This is a genomic window from Variovorax sp. SG517, assembly GCF_013376045.1.
In the GTDB taxonomy this organism is placed as follows: domain Bacteria; phylum Pseudomonadota; class Gammaproteobacteria; order Burkholderiales; family Burkholderiaceae_C; genus Variovorax.
The window spans coordinates 182,524-195,334 of record NZ_JABMJG010000007.1; the positions used below are offsets into that span (position 1 = coordinate 182,524).

Here is a 12,811-nt window from a genome sequence, read left to right on the forward strand (position 1 = left end):
TCAACGAGAGATTCCGCATGAAAAGTACTCGTCAATCAGCCACGACACTGATTCTTGCTGCGTGCGTCGCAGGGGCATTGATCGCCAATGCACAAACCCAGCATTCGCCCACACCCTCAGCCGCTTTCCAGAAAGGAACGTCCATGCTCCCGCAGAATGCAGCCTTGTTGTCCGCATTGATTCCCGCCTCCCATCAACTAGCCGGGCACCGTAGCGTAGTCGTAGACGGGGAATCAGCGAGGTTGACACGCTACGAACGCAAGGATGGCCGTAACGCCGGCCTGCAAGGGGAGCACTTCAGCACAGTGGTTGCAGCAGACGGAACGCTCAAGGGTTTCGTCAACATATCAGCGGACCTGGCTGACGGGCCGCTGCCGTCGCGGGAACGAACCGAAGCCATTGCACGGGCCTTTTTGCAAAACCACGCACCGGAGTTGCTGTCGCACATGCAAATCAGTTGGATCGAGCCGCACGACGAAGCCCTACGCGTTCAGCGCAATGACCGCAGTGACACCGTGAAGGTGACGGGCATGAAGGTCAAAGCGGTCAATCTTGCCGATGGCCGCTGGTTCTGGGTCATTGTGGGTCGCGACGAACGTCCGATGGTCTTCGAGCGGGACGTAGTGTGGGTTACCTTCCCCGGACATCGGAAGACGGAGAAATGGCTACACGACAACTGGATCAAGGAGCAGTCGGCAAAGACGGTCAAGCAGCCGTGAGCGAAGCAGCGCGAGACAAGCCCATGCGAAACCCCATCGACTGGGGCATTCATAGAAATATGCCCTTCAGACAAAGCCTGAAGGGCATATTTCAAGCGCTCAATGCAGCCTGTTTACACAGACAGCGGAAGGCCCGTCCTTTTCTGCAACACCCAAACGTGTCGCGTCCGGTTCCTTACAGGCCAGCCTGGCGCGTGAACGACACGCTGGGCTTCTTGTACGCGGCCGGCACTTCGTCGCGGTAGAACGCGCGGCGGTCGAGGCTGGCGAGCGGGTCATGGGCCTTGGCGACGGCTTCGGCCTGGACGGTGGCGCGGTTGGCGGTCGACGTGAAGGTCTGTGCGCCGGCGGCGGAGGCTTCGCTGTATTCGTTGCCGGCGCGAGCGGCGGCAGCGGCTTGCGGGGCGACTTCTGCGCGGCTCACCGAGGAATTCACGACGTGCACGCCGTCATAGGTTTCTGCTTGAGCGCCGGCAGCAGCCAGGAGCGAGAGGGCAGCAGCGGCGAGGATCTTCGAGGCATTCATTTCAATCTCCTTCAGGGCAAACGGTTGGTTGGTGAGGAGAAGTTTGATCCTGAATGACCTCGAAAAACGCTCGCAAAACGAACCGCGGCGTTCACGGGATTGAAACAATCAGGGCCTTGAAAAGATGCCCGCCAATGGGGGCAGCCCCAGCAGGCAGCCTCAGTGGCTGATCATCCAGGGGCGCCTCGACGGGGCAGCCTTCGCGCCGTTGGGCGCGGTCACCGTCGCCCCGCGCTTGCCCGAGCCGCAGCACCCGCAGCCCGCCGGATGCCGCAGCCGCGCGTAGTCGCGAGAACTCACTGGCTCGTGCCGCGCGCGCTCGTTGGTCTCGATGGCGCGGCGCGTGCCCGAGGCCATCAGCGCAAGACGCGGCGCGGCAGACAGCACGCGCGGCGATGCGCTGCCGCAGTCGGGGCATGCGGCCGGCTCGTCGCGCAGGCCCGAAGGCCGCAGCGCCTCGAAGCCGCCGCAATGCCCGCAGGCGTAGTCGTAGGTGGGCATGGGCGGGCCTTTCCTCAACGCAGGTCGGGCGACAGCGGCATGCTCACGCTGCCGTCGATGAACTTCACAGGGCCCGATGCATTCGGGTTGATGTCGAAGTCGAAGATGCCCGTGGGCAGCCACAGCGTGGCGCACGAGTTCGGCACGTCGACCACGCCGCTGATGTGGCCCTGCACCGGAGCCGTGCCCAGGATCGAATAGGCCTGCGCGCCCGAGTAGCCGAACTTCTTCAGGTACTCGATCGCGTTCAGGCAGGCCTGGCGGTAGGCCACGTTCACGTCGAGGTAGTGCTGCTTGCCGCTCTCGTCGACCGAAATGCCTTCGAAGATCAGGTAGTCGTTGTACTGCGGCGTGATGGGGCTGGGCTTGAAGATCGGGTTCTTGATGCCGTACTTGGCCATGCCGCCCTTGATGAGCGTGACCTTCATGTGCACCCAGCCGGCCATCTCGATGGCGCCGCAGAAGGTGATCTCGCCGTCGCCCTGGCTGAAGTGCAGGTCGCCCACGCTCAGGCCCGCGCCGTCGACGTACACCGGGAAGAACACCTTCGAGCCGCGCGACAGGTCCTTGATGTCGCAGTTGCCGCCGTGCTCGCGCGGCGGCACGGTGCGTGCGCCTTCCGCAGCGGCCTTCGCCCTCGCCTCGCCGGTCATCTTGCCCATGTGGGCGGTGCCGGCGAAGGGCGGATTGGCCAGGCCAGGCACGCGCTCAGGGTCGGTGGCGATGAGCGCCTTCTCGCGCTCGTTCCACATGTCGAGCATGGGTTTGTCGGGCAGGCAGCCGATGAGGCCGGGGTGGATCAGGCCCGCGAAGTTCACGCCCGGCACGTGCCGCGAGCTGGTGAACATGCCCTTGAAGTCCCAGATCGATTTCTGCGCCTCGGGGAAATGGTCAGTGAGGAAGCCGCCGCCGTTCTTCTTCGAGAAGAAGCCGTTGAAGCCCCAGAGGCTGTCCTGCTTGGCGCCGATGTCCAGCAGGTCGACCACCAGCAGGTCGCCGGGCTCGGCGCCCTTCACGCCCACGGGGCCGGAGAGGTAGTGCACCGTGCTCAGGTCGATGTCGCGCACGTCGTCCGCGCTGTCGTTGTTCTTGATGAAGCCGCCGGTCCAGTCGAAGGTCTCCAGGATGAAGTCGTCGCCCGGGTTGACCCAGCAGGCCATCGGGATGTCCGGATGCCAGCGGTTGTGGATCATCTCGTTCTCGGTGGGCGGCTTGGTCAGGTCGACCTTGATCAGCGTGTCCGTCATTTGCAGTGGCTCCTGGTTGGGTTGTGTTGAACGGAAGAATCAAACGGAGAGATAGGCCTTGATGTGGTCCACGTCGGTCTTGTCGCGCGCCGTCTCGTGCACGAGGCGCCCGCCCTCGATCACGAAGAGCCGGTCGGCCACGTCCATCGCGAAGCTCAGCACCTGCTCTGACACGACGATGGTGATGCCGCGCAGCTTGCGGATCTCGTTGAGCGCCTTGGCGATGTCCTTGATGATCGAAGGCTGGATACCCTCGGTGGGCTCGTCGAGCAGCAGTACCTTGGGGTCGGTGACGAGGGCTCGCGCAATGGCGAGCTGCTGTTGCTGGCCGCCCGAGAGGTTGCCGCCCTTGCGGCTCTTCATGTCCCACAGCACGGGGAACAGCGCATAGATTTCTTCGGGGATGCGGCGGGTCTTAGAGTTCTCCAGGCCCGTCTGGATGTTCTCTTCCACCGTCAGCGTCGGAAAGATCATCCGGCCCTGCGGTACGTAAGCGATGCCCTTGGCGACACGGCGGAAGCTCTCGTCGCGCGACACGTCCTGGCCTGCCACCTCGATGCGCCCGCTCTTCAGCGGCAGCACGCCCATGAGGCTCTTGAACAGCGTGGTCTTGCCCATGCCGTTGCGGCCCATGATGGCGATGGTTTCGTTGGCATGGCCCTCGAAGGAGATGCCGTGCAGGGCCTCGCTCTGGCCGTAGGCTACGTGCAGGTCTTCGACCTTCAGCATGATGTTGCTCATCTCGTTGGACTCTCTTGGGTTGTGTTCGGGGTGCTTGCACAGGCCATCGGGTACTCCCCTCCGCGAATGTCCCCCGGGCTTTGCCCTCCTCCTTTATTTCGCTGCGGGGAGCACCCGACGCCCTGTGCAAGAGGACACGCCGCTGGTGCACGACTGATCAATGACTGCCCCGTCCAACGCTCACGCCGATGGGGTGCCTTGCGCAGCGAAATAAAGGAGGAGGCCGAAGGCCGGGGGACATTCGCGGAGCAAGGTACCCCGTCGGCGTGAGCTCGCCCTGAAAAACGGCAAGCCATCTAGTGCCCCAGATAAACGTCGATGACCTTGGGATCGGCCTGCACCTTCTCCATCGGCCCTTCGGCGAGGATCTTTCCCTGGTGCATCACCGTGACCTTGTGCGCGATCTGCTTCACGAAGGCCATGTCGTGCTCGATGACGATCACCGCACGGTTCTGGCAGATGCGCTTGAGCAGTTCGGCCGTGAGCTCGCGTTCGCGCGCACTCATGCCGGCGATGGGCTCGTCGAGCATCAGGAGCTCGGGCTCCTGCATCAGCAACATGCCGATTTCCAGCCACTGCTTCTGGCCGTGGCTCAGCAGGCCGGCCTCGGTGTCGAGGCGGTCGGCCAGGCCGATCTCCTCGGCGACCGACTGCACCCTGGACTTGACCTCGTCGTCGCACTTGAAGGCCAGCGCGCCGAACACCGAGCGGCCTTTCGGGAACGAAACCTCCAGGTTCTGGAAGACGGAAAGGTTCTCGTAGATCGAGGGCGTCTGGAACTTGCGGCCGATGCCCAGGCGCACGCGCTTGTGCTCGGCCATCTTCGTGAGTTCGGTGTTCCTGAACTTGATGCTGCCGGCGCTGGCGCGCGTCTTGCCGCAGATCAGGTCGAGCAGCGTGGTCTTGCCCGCGCCGTTGGGGCCGATGATCACGCGCAGCTCATTGCGGTCGATGTACAGCGTCAAATCGTCGATGGCCTTGAAGCCGTCGAAGGAGACGGTGAGGTCTTCCACGGCGAGCGCGAAGTCTGTGTTGCTCATGAGGTGGCTCCGCGTGTGTTCAGGCGCGCTGGCTGCCGATGCCTTCGGGCAGCGCAGGCTCGGTCTCTGCTGCAATTGGTGCTGCTGCAGGGGCGGACGCGGCGGGGGCAACCGGCGGCTTCGCCGCCGCGTCGCGCAGCGCCTGGCGACGCGACTTCCACCACGGGCGGATCTTTTCTTCCCACACGCCGGCAAGCCCCATCGGGAAGGCCATGGTCACGCCGATGAACAGGCCCGCCATCAGGAACAGCCACAGGTCCGGGAAGCTCTCCGAGAACAGCGTCTTGCCCGCATTCACCAGCAGCGCGCCGTACACCGCGCCCACCAGGCTCATGCGGCCGCCCACGGCGCAGAAGATCACCATCTCGATGGAGGGCACGATGCCCACGAAGCTCGGCGACATGAAGCCCACCTGCAGCGCGAACATGGCGCCGCCGATGCCCGAGAGCCCCGCGGCCAGGCAGAAGATGAAGACCTTGAAGTTCGACACGTCGTAGCCGGAGAAACGCACGCGATCTTCCTTGTCGCGCATCGCCAGCAGCAGCGTGCCGAGCTTGCTGGTCTGGATCCAGCGGCACAGCACGATGCTGCCCACCAGCAGGCCCACGCAGACGTAGTAGAGGATGTACTTGGCGCTGTCGGTGCGCGTGTCCCAGCCCAGCAGGGTCTTGAGGTCGGTCATGCCGTTCACGCCGCCCGTGTAGCCCTGCTGGCCGATGATGAGCACGGTGCAGATCAGCGCCACCGCCTGCGTGATGATCGCGAAGTACACCCCGCCCACGCGGCGCTTGAACATCGCGAAGCTCACGAGCCAGGCCAGCGCCATCGGTGCGAGCACCACGAGCGCCAAGCTCACCGGCAGGCTCTTGAACGGCAGCCACAGCGTGGGCAGTTCGGTGATCTGGTTCCAGTCCATGAAGTCCGGAATGCCGGGCGTGGTCTGGATCTTGGTCGACACGGGGTCGGAAGCCTCGAGCTTGAGGAACATCGCCATCGCGTAGCCGCCGATGCCGAAGAACACCCCCTGCCCCAGGCTCAGCACGCCGCCGTAGCCCCACACCATGACGAGGCCCACGGCCACGAAGGCGTAGGTGAGGTACTTGCCCACGAGGTTGAGGCGGAAGATGTCGAGCGACAGCGGCAGCACCACCGCGAGCAGCAGCACCAGCAGCAGGAGGCTTCCGAGCTGGTAGCGCTGGATCGAGGCCTTGATGAAATTCATCGGAACGTTCTCCAGGAAGGAATCGGATTCAGCGACGCACCTTGACGGCGAACAGGCCCTGGGGGCGCAGCATCAGGATGAAGACGATCAGCGACAGCGTCAGCACCTTGGCCATCGAGCCGGTCATGAAGAACTCCGAGACCGACTGCGTCTGCGCAATACCGAAGGCCGAGACCACCGTGCCGAACAGGCTGGCCGCGCCGCCGAAGGTGACGACCAGGAAGGCGTCGACGATGTAGAGCGAGCCCGAGGTCGGCCCGGTGGAGCCGATGGTGGTGAAGGCCGCGCCCGCCACGCCTGCAATGCCGCAGCCGATGGCGAAGGTGAGGCGGTCGGTCTTCTTGGTGTCGATGCCGGTGGCGTTGGCCATGGTGCGGTTGGCGACGGTGGCGCGCACCCTCAGCCCCCAGCGGCTCTTGTGCAGCGCAATCAGCACGCCGCCCGTGACCAGCGCGGTGAGCGCCAGCACGAACATGCCGTTGATCGGAATGTCCAACCCCTCGTGCGGCGTCCACGAGCCCATGAGCCATTCGGGCAGCGTCGGGCTCACCTCCTTCGGGCCGATGAAGGTGCGGAAGATCTGCTGCAGCCCCAGGCTCACGCCCCAGGTGGCCAGCAGCGTGTCGAGCGGGCGTTTGTAGAGGTGGCGTATCAGCACCCACTCCACGATCCAGCCGACGATGAAGGCGAAGACGAAAGCCAGCGCGATGGCGATCGGGAAGTAGTACGGCATGAACTCGGGCGCGAGGCTCTCGGTGACGCGCGCGGCCAGGTAGATCGAGTAGGCGCCGATGGTCATGAACTCGCCATGCGCCATGTTGATCACGCCCATCTGGCCGAAGATGATCGCCAGGCCCAGGCCCATCAGCAGCAGCACCGCGAAGAGGCTCAGCCCCGCGAAGCCCTGCATGAGGCCGATGTTCAGCATGTCCGACAGAGTCATGGCGGGAAGTCCGGAAAGTTGGAGTTACCCCCTCTCCCGCTTGCGGGAGAGGGTTGGGGTGAGGGCCGGCGGCCTGCTTACTGGTAGCCCTTCGGGAACGGATCCGGCTTGATCAGCTCGGCCGACTCCGCCACCACCTTGAAGGTGCCGTCCGCCTGCCCCTGCCCGATGCGCGCCTTGCTCCACAGATGGTGGTTGGCGTCGAGCTTCACGTAGCCTTCGGGCGCGGTCTTCAGCTCGATACCCGGCGAGCCGGCCACGACCTTGTCGACGTCGAAGCTGCCGGCCTTCTCCACCGCCGCCTTCCACAGCCAGGGACCGAGATAGCCGGCCTGGGTCACGTCGCCGATGACGGCGTCCTTGCCGTACTTGGCCTTGAAGGCTTCCACGAACTTCTTGTTGTTCGCGTTGTCCAGCGTCTGGAAGTACTTCATCGACGAGTAGAAGCCCGCGAAGTTCTCGCCGCCCACGCCGGTCATCTCGTCCTCGGTGACGGCCAGCGTCAGCAGGAACTGCTTGTCGCCGGTGATGCCCGCGGCCTTCAGCTGCTTGTAGAAGGCCACGTTCGAGCCGCCCACCACCGCCGCGAAGATGCAGTCGGGCTTGGCCACCTTGATCTTGTTGATCAGCGAGTTGAAGTTGGTGTGGCCCAGCGGGTAGTACTCCTCGCCCTTGACCGAGCCCTTCTGGAAGTTCTCGATGTGCTTGCGCGCGATCTTCATCGAGGTGCGCGGCCAGATGTAGTCGGAGCCCACCAGGAAGAAGGTCTTGGCCTTCTTCTCCTTCGCGCCCCAGTCCAGGCCCCAGATGATCTGCTGCGTGGCCTCCTGGCCGGTGTAGATCACGTTCTTGCTCTGCTCCAGGCCTTCGTAGAAGGTCGGGTAGTACAGCAGGCCGTTCTCCTTCTCGAACACCGGCAGCACCGCCTTGCGCGAGGCGCTGGTCCAGCAGCCGAACACGGCCGCGACCTTGTCGTTGACCAGCAGCTTCTTCGACTTCTCGGCGAAGGTGGGCCAGTCGGAGGCGCCGTCTTCCTTGATGACCTTGATCTTGCGGCCCAGGATGCCGCCCATGGCGTTGATCTGGTCGATGGCGAGCTGCTCGGCCTGGATGGAGCCGGTCTCCGAGATGGCCATGGTGCCGGTGGACGAATGCAGCTGGCCCACGGTCACCTCGGTGTCGGTCACGGCGAGCTTCGTCGTGTTGACCTTGGCCGTGGGGAACTGGCCCTGGCCGAAGCTCAGGCCGCTGAGGCCCATCACGGGCAGCGCGGCGGCGCCCTGCAGCAGGCGGCGGCGGCGCAATGCCATGGCATCGAGGGAAAGATCGGAATCACGCGACATCAGGAAACTCCAGGCAGGTTGTTGGAAAGGAAGGCCGCGCACCATCGCAGTGCATCGGACGGTGCCCCGAGCACCATGGCTGGAACTTTAGAAATCAGTGGCGTATGCGCGAATACGTCATTCAACGTAGCGGCCAGAGCACGCCGTGCCTGCAGACTCGCGAGCCAGAAACCAGTGCAAGCGCGGCGCAAGCACGCAGGGAGCGCTTCTTGCTGTACCCGCGCCATGCCACCGCCGCCGCGAGAACCCCTCATGCAATCCGTCTCCGGACAGAAGATCTTCCGCATCCGCCGCGACTACAACGCCTGGGTCGCGAACGAGACGCTGGAGGACTACGCGCTGCGCTACACGCCGCGCAGCTTCCGCAAGTGGTCGGAGTTCCGCGTCGCCAACGCGGCCTTCGGGGCCACGTCGTTCCTGGCGCTGGAGGCCATCGGCGGGGCCATCGCACTGAGCTACGGCTTCTCGAACGCACTGTGGGCCATCCTGGTGGTCGGGCTCATCACCTTCCTCACGGGCCTGCCGATCTCGTACTACGCGGCGCGCCACGGTGTGGACATGGACCTGCTCACGCGCGGCGCGGGCTTCGGCTACCTGGGCTCCACGCTCACCTCGCTGATCTACGCGAGCTTCACCTTCATCTTCTTCGCGCTGGAGGCGGCCATCCTCGCGCTGGCGCTGCAGATGTACCTCGACTGGCCGCTGTGGCTGCTGTACATGGTGTCGTCGATCGTCATCATCCCGCTGGTGGCGCGGGGCATCACGCTCATTTCGGGGCTGCAGCTGTGGACGCAGCCGATCTGGATCGTGCTGTTCATCTGCCCCTTCGTCGCGGTGCTGGTGAAGAAGCCCGAGCTCTATGCAGACTTCACCGGCCTCGTGGGCCGCACCTCCGACAGCAGCGGCTTCGACCCGCTGATGTTCGGCGCCGCCGCCACAGTCGCCTTCTCGCTGGTGGTGCAGATCGGCGAGCAGGTCGACTACCTGCGCTTCCTGCCCGAGAAAACCGCTGCCAACCGCGTGCGCTGGTGGACGGCGGTGCTGGTCGCCGGGCCGGGCTGGATCGTTCCGGGCATGCTGAAGATGATGGGCGGCGCATTCCTCGCCTTCCTCGCGCTGCAGCACGAGATACCGGCCAACCACGCGGTCGAGCCCACGCAGATGTACCTCACGGGCTTCTCCTACGTGCTGCGCGATCCGGCCTGGGTGCTGGGCATCACGGTGCTGTTCGTGCTGGTGTCGCAGATGAAGATCAACCTGACGAACGCCTATGCGGGCTCGCTGGCATGGTCGAACTTCTTCGCGCGGCTCACGCACAGCCACCCAGGGCGCGTGGTGTGGCTGGTGTTCAACGTGGCCATCGCGATCCTGCTGATGGCGCTGGGCGTGTTCGCCGCGCTGGAGCACGTGCTGGGCTTCTACAGCAACATCGCCATCGCCTGGGTGGGTGCGCTGGTGGCCGACCTGGTCATCAACAAGCCGCTGGGCTGGAGCCCGCGCACCATCGAGTTCAAGCGCGCGCACCTGTACGACATCAACCCGGTGGGGCTGGTGTCGATGCTGGTGGCGGCGGCGCTGGCCATGCTGGCCTACTCCGGCACGCTGGGGCAATGGGCGAAGGCCTTCTCGCCCTTCATCGCGCTGGCCACCGCCATGGCGCTGTCGCCGCTGCTGGCCTGGCGCACGCGCGGGCGCTACTACCTCGCGCGCAACGACATCGAGCGCTGGACGCCGGGCCAGGGCGTGAAGTGCTCGGTGTGCGACAACAGCTTCGAGTCGGAGGACATGGCGCACTGCCCGGCCTACAGCGCGCCGATCTGCTCGCTGTGCTGCACGCTCGAGTCGCGCTGCCACGACCGCTGCAAGACCGATTCGCGCGCGGCCGAGCAGATGAGCGGCTGGCTGCAGGCGCTGCTGCCGCCTGCCCTGTCGGCACGCCTGAACTTCCGCGTGGCGCACTACCTGCTGGTGGCCACGTCGCTCGTCGCGCTGCTGGCCACCGTGGTGGGCGTGGTGTACGCGCAGGAGGCGCTGGCGGGCACCAGCGACCCGGTCATGGCCACGGCCTTCCTGAAGGTGTTCGCGCTGCTTTCCGTGGTGGCCGCGGTGGCCGCCTGGTGGGTGGTGTTGGGCAGCGAGAGCCGGCAGATGGCGCAGGAGGAATCGAACCGCCACAACAACCTGCTGGCGCTGGAGATCGAGGCGCACCGCCGCACCGACGCCGCGCTGCAGACCGCCAAGGAGGCCGCCGAGGCCGCCAACCAGGCCAAGACCCGCTATGTGGCCGGCATGACGCACGAGCTGCGCACGCCGCTCAACAGCATCCTCGGCTACTCGCAGATCCTGCTGAAGGGCGACTCGGTGAAGCCGCCGCGCGAGGCGGTGCAGACCATCCACCGCAGCGGCGAGCACATGCTGGGCCTGATCGACGGCCTGCTCGACCTCGCGCGCATCGAGGCCGGCCGGCTGCAGTTGGAGCCCGCGCCGCTGGCGCTGCCGGCCTTTCTCGACCAGCTCGTGCACATGGTGCGCCCGCAGGCCGAGAACAAGGGCCTGGCCTTCGTCTACACGCACGCGGGCCGGCTGCCGCCATGGGTGCATGCGGATGCGAAGTGGCTGCGGCAGATCCTCATCAACCTGCTGACGAACGCGGTGCGCTTCACCGACAGCGGCACCGTCACGCTGCACGTGGACGCGCGCCGCGAGGTGCTGCGCTTCGACGTGGCCGACACCGGCATCGGCGTGGCGCCGCAGGACCACCAGCGCATCTTCCTGCCCTTCGAGCGCGGCGCGGCCGGCCGCCGGCGCGGCGAGCCGGGCACGGGGCTGGGCCTGACCATCACCGGCCTGCTCACCTCGCTGATGGGCGGCGAGCTCAAGCTTGCATCGACCTCCTCGCAGGGCAGCACCTTCAGCGTGCGCGTGTACCTGCGCGAGGTGGCCGACCCGGGCCCGCAGGCCGGCAAGGCGGGCGCGCTGCGGCAGCCCGTGTCGGGCTACATCGGCGCGCGCCGCACGCTGCTGGTGGTGGACGACCAGCCGGTTCAGCGCCAGATGCTCGCGGGCATGCTCGCGCCGCTGGGCTTCGAGGTACGCGAGGCCGCGAGCGGCACCGAGTGCCTCGACAGCCTGCGCGAGGAGCTGCCATCGGCCATCCTGCTCGACCTGACGATGGACGACATGGACGGCTGGCAGACCGCCGCCTCGGTGCGCGCCTCGGGCTTCGGCGAGATCCCGATCATCATCGTCTCGGCCAACATGTTCGAGAACCAGGCCGAGCGGCTGCGCGCGGCGGGCTGCCAGGCCTTCGTGGGCAAGCCGGTGATCGAGTCGGAGCTCATCGCCACGCTGGAGCGGCACCTGGGCCTCGAATGGCTCACGGCCGGGGACGCCATGGGCCCAGCCGCGACCGACGAGCCGGAAGCGCAGCCGCGCCCGCGCCAGCTCGCCCTTTCCGAAGACGAACGCGCCGAACTCATGCGCCTGGCGCAGATGGGCCACGTGCGCGGCCTGCACACCACGCTCGACCGGCTGGTGGCCGCATCGCCCGCGGCGGCCTCGACCTGCACCTGGCTGCGCGGCATGGTCACGCGCTTCGAACTCGACAAACTCCGCAACGCACTGTCAGAAGATGCAGACACCCTCGCTCCCTGATTCGCCTTCGGCCGAGCGCCCCGTGGTGCTGGTGGTGGACGACGCCCCCAGCAGCCTGGGCATGCTGTGCGACACGCTCGAGGCCAGCGGCTACACCGTGCTGGTCGCGGCCGACGGCGAGGCCGCGCTGCAGCGGCTCGAACTGGTGGTGCCCGACGCGATCCTGCTCGACGGCCTGATGCCCGGGCTCTCCGGCTTCGAGACCTGCAGGCGCATCAAGGCCAATCCCGCGTGGGCACACATTCCGGTGCTCTTCATGACAGGGCTCTCGGAAACCACGCACGTGGTCGAGGGCTTCGAGTGCGGCGGCGTCGACTACGTGGTGAAGCCCATCCGCGCGCAGGAGGTGCTCGCGCGGCTGCACACGCACGCGCGCAACGCGCGCATCACACGCATGGCCCGCGACGCGGTGGACGTGGCGGGCATGGGCGTGGTCTTCGTCGACACGCGCGGGCGCATCGCGTGGCGCTCGCCGCAGGCCGCGCTGTGGCTGCATGCGCTGGAAGAGCCGGTGGCGCCGGGCCTGCTGCCGGCCTCGCTCGAAGCGGCGCTGGTGCCGGGCGCGGCCATTGCCGTCGGAACGGCCACGGGCATGCGGTTGTCGGTGCGCAACCTGGGCGCGGCTGCGCTGGGGGAGACGATGCTGCTCTTCGCCATCCAGCGCGACGGCCCAGCCGCCCGGCTGGCCGACGCGGCCCTCACGCCGCGCGAGACCGAGGTGCTCTCATGGCTCGCCAAGGGCAAGACGAACCGCGACATCGGCGAGATCCTGGGCACCAGCCCGCGCACGGTGAACAAGCACCTGGAGCACATCTTCGAGAAGCTGGGCGTGGAGACGCGGGCAGCGGCGGCGGCGCTGGCCAGCGGTATGTAAC

11 protein-coding genes are annotated in these 12,811 nt (G+C 66.3%); 3 read left to right on the plus strand and 8 right to left on the minus strand.

Translation table 11 applies throughout. From position 1 onward, the window contains the following. Nucleotides 1-17: 17 nt before the first annotated feature. Nucleotides 18-719, plus strand: coding sequence for a hypothetical protein (locus tag FHT32_RS34820; RefSeq protein WP_218088364.1), 702 nt, complete (start codon nucleotides 18-20; stop codon nucleotides 717-719). 175 nt (nucleotides 720-894) lie between these two features. On the opposite strand, the gene FHT32_RS22065 is transcribed toward FHT32_RS34820, so the two are convergent. The 8 genes from FHT32_RS22065 to urtA form a co-directional block, all read right to left on the minus strand. Continuing rightward, a complete protein-coding gene (locus FHT32_RS22065; RefSeq protein WP_176666749.1) occupies nucleotides 895-1,245 on the minus strand; it encodes an alpha/beta hydrolase in 351 nt (116 codons plus the stop codon). Nucleotides 1,246-1,404: 159 nt separating this feature from the next. Next, nucleotides 1,405-1,746 carry a zinc ribbon domain-containing protein gene (locus FHT32_RS22070; RefSeq protein ID WP_132751317.1) on the minus strand — a complete coding sequence of 114 codons (342 nt, stop codon included), beginning with the start codon at nucleotides 1,744-1,746 and terminating at the stop codon, nucleotides 1,405-1,407. A gap of 14 nt (nucleotides 1,747-1,760) precedes the next feature. Next, nucleotides 1,761-2,993 (minus strand): formamidase, encoded by a 1,233-nt coding sequence (gene fmdA / locus FHT32_RS22075; RefSeq protein ID WP_176666750.1) that lies wholly within the window; start codon nucleotides 2,991-2,993, stop codon nucleotides 1,761-1,763. Between the two features lie 39 nt (nucleotides 2,994-3,032). Further along, nucleotides 3,033-3,722, minus strand: coding sequence for an urea ABC transporter ATP-binding subunit UrtE (gene urtE / locus FHT32_RS22080; protein WP_093075114.1), 690 nt, complete (start codon nucleotides 3,720-3,722; stop codon nucleotides 3,033-3,035). Between the two features lie 308 nt (nucleotides 3,723-4,030). Beyond that, on the minus strand, nucleotides 4,031-4,774 hold the full coding sequence (urtD, locus tag FHT32_RS22085) for an urea ABC transporter ATP-binding protein UrtD (protein WP_176666751.1): 744 nt from the start codon (nucleotides 4,772-4,774) through the stop codon (nucleotides 4,031-4,033). A gap of 19 nt (nucleotides 4,775-4,793) precedes the next feature. Next, on the minus strand, nucleotides 4,794-5,996 hold the full coding sequence (gene urtC / locus FHT32_RS22090) for an urea ABC transporter permease subunit UrtC (protein WP_176666752.1): 1,203 nt from the start codon (nucleotides 5,994-5,996) through the stop codon (nucleotides 4,794-4,796). A gap of 28 nt (nucleotides 5,997-6,024) precedes the next feature. After that, on the minus strand, nucleotides 6,025-6,939 hold the full coding sequence (urtB, locus tag FHT32_RS22095) for an urea ABC transporter permease subunit UrtB (protein WP_176666753.1): 915 nt from the start codon (nucleotides 6,937-6,939) through the stop codon (nucleotides 6,025-6,027). A 77-nt stretch (nucleotides 6,940-7,016) separates the two neighbouring features. Next, on the minus strand, nucleotides 7,017-8,282 hold the full coding sequence (urtA, locus tag FHT32_RS22100) for an urea ABC transporter substrate-binding protein (RefSeq protein ID WP_176666754.1): 1,266 nt from the start codon (nucleotides 8,280-8,282) through the stop codon (nucleotides 7,017-7,019). A gap of 252 nt (nucleotides 8,283-8,534) precedes the next feature. Between urtA and FHT32_RS22105 the strand changes: the two genes are divergently transcribed. Together FHT32_RS22105 and FHT32_RS22110 are read left to right on the plus strand one after the other, a co-directional pair. Beyond that, nucleotides 8,535-11,936, plus strand: a complete 3,402-nt coding sequence (locus FHT32_RS22105; RefSeq protein WP_256099118.1) for an ATP-binding protein — start codon at nucleotides 8,535-8,537, stop codon at nucleotides 11,934-11,936. Beyond that, nucleotides 11,914-12,810 (plus strand): response regulator transcription factor, encoded by an 897-nt coding sequence (locus tag FHT32_RS22110; protein WP_176666756.1) that lies wholly within the window; start codon nucleotides 11,914-11,916, stop codon nucleotides 12,808-12,810. Before FHT32_RS22105 ends, FHT32_RS22110 begins: the two co-directional genes overlap by 23 nt. The last annotated feature ends 1 nt before the right edge of the window (nucleotide 12,811 follow it).

Coding starts and splice junctions, on each gene's coding strand:
- urtD (WP_176666751.1), bottom strand. CDS start 4,774: ATGAGCAACACAGACTTCGCGCTCGCCGTGGAAGACCTCACCGTCTCC.
- FHT32_RS22065 (WP_176666749.1), bottom strand. CDS start 1,245: ATGAATGCCTCGAAGATCCTCGCCGCTGCTGCCCTCTCGCTCCTGGCT.
- FHT32_RS22105 (WP_256099118.1), top strand. CDS start 8,535: ATGCAATCCGTCTCCGGACAGAAGATCTTCCGCATCCGCCGCGACTAC.
- FHT32_RS22070 (WP_132751317.1), bottom strand. CDS start 1,746: ATGCCCACCTACGACTACGCCTGCGGGCATTGCGGCGGCTTCGAGGCG.
- urtC (WP_176666752.1), bottom strand. CDS start 5,996: ATGAATTTCATCAAGGCCTCGATCCAGCGCTACCAGCTCGGAAGCCTC.
- urtA (WP_176666754.1), bottom strand. CDS start 8,282: ATGTCGCGTGATTCCGATCTTTCCCTCGATGCCATGGCATTGCGCCGC.
- fmdA (WP_176666750.1), bottom strand. CDS start 2,993: ATGACGGACACGCTGATCAAGGTCGACCTGACCAAGCCGCCCACCGAG.
- urtE (WP_093075114.1), bottom strand. CDS start 3,722: ATGCTGAAGGTCGAAGACCTGCACGTAGCCTACGGCCAGAGCGAGGCC.
- urtB (WP_176666753.1), bottom strand. CDS start 6,939: ATGACTCTGTCGGACATGCTGAACATCGGCCTCATGCAGGGCTTCGCG.
- FHT32_RS34820 (WP_218088364.1), top strand. CDS start 18: ATGAAAAGTACTCGTCAATCAGCCACGACACTGATTCTTGCTGCGTGC.
- FHT32_RS22110 (WP_176666756.1), top strand. CDS start 11,914: ATGCAGACACCCTCGCTCCCTGATTCGCCTTCGGCCGAGCGCCCCGTG.